Raw genomic sequence first — 500 nt, 5'->3', positions numbered from 1 at the left:
AGGCAGCAACGTGGACGCGGCCGGCGCGCTGGTGCAGATGATCCAGCTGCAGCGCCAGTACGAAATGCAGGTGAAGGTGATCAAGCACGGCGACGACAACGCCCGTAGCGCCAACAGCCTGCTGCGACTGGGCGGTTGAGCCGCGGCGATGCGCGATTGACGGGGCACCCACGGGGCCCCGACGGAATTCCGGCGCGGTTCTGGCACAGCCCATGCATCGCTCCCCGTGACGGCCGCCCCGGGTGGCCACCCGCAACAGACAAAGGAACATCGCCATGAACCAGGCATTGTGGATCGCCAAGACCGGACTGGATGCGCAGCAGACGCGCATGTCGGTGGTTTCCAACAACCTCGCCAACACCAACACCACCGGTTTCAAGCAGGACCGTGCCAGCTTCGAAGACCTGCTGTACCAGCAGGTGCGCCAGCCGGGCGGTTCTTCGTCCGCACAGACGCAGCTGCCCACGGGCCTGCAGCTGGGCACCGGCGTACGCGTGGTG

Annotated in this window: 2 protein-coding genes; both read left to right on the top strand. The window is 66.4% G+C overall.

Annotation, left to right across the window (positions count from 1 at the left end; translation table 11 throughout):
• Positions 1-10: 10 nt before the first annotated feature.
• A complete protein-coding gene (locus ACXJKJ_RS32540) occupies positions 11-139 on the top strand; it encodes a flagellar basal body rod C-terminal domain-containing protein (RefSeq protein ID WP_457395903.1) in 129 nt (42 codons plus the stop codon).
• Between the two features lie 136 nt (positions 140-275).
• The coding region (locus tag ACXJKJ_RS32535; protein ID WP_457395901.1) for a flagellar hook-basal body complex protein at positions 276-500 on the top strand (225 nt) is incomplete at its 3' end.

This window comes from Roseateles sp. P5_E1, from assembly GCF_054049335.1.
Note: the sequence above shows the minus strand (reverse complement) of the source record. Positions and strands in the feature narration are given on the sequence as shown.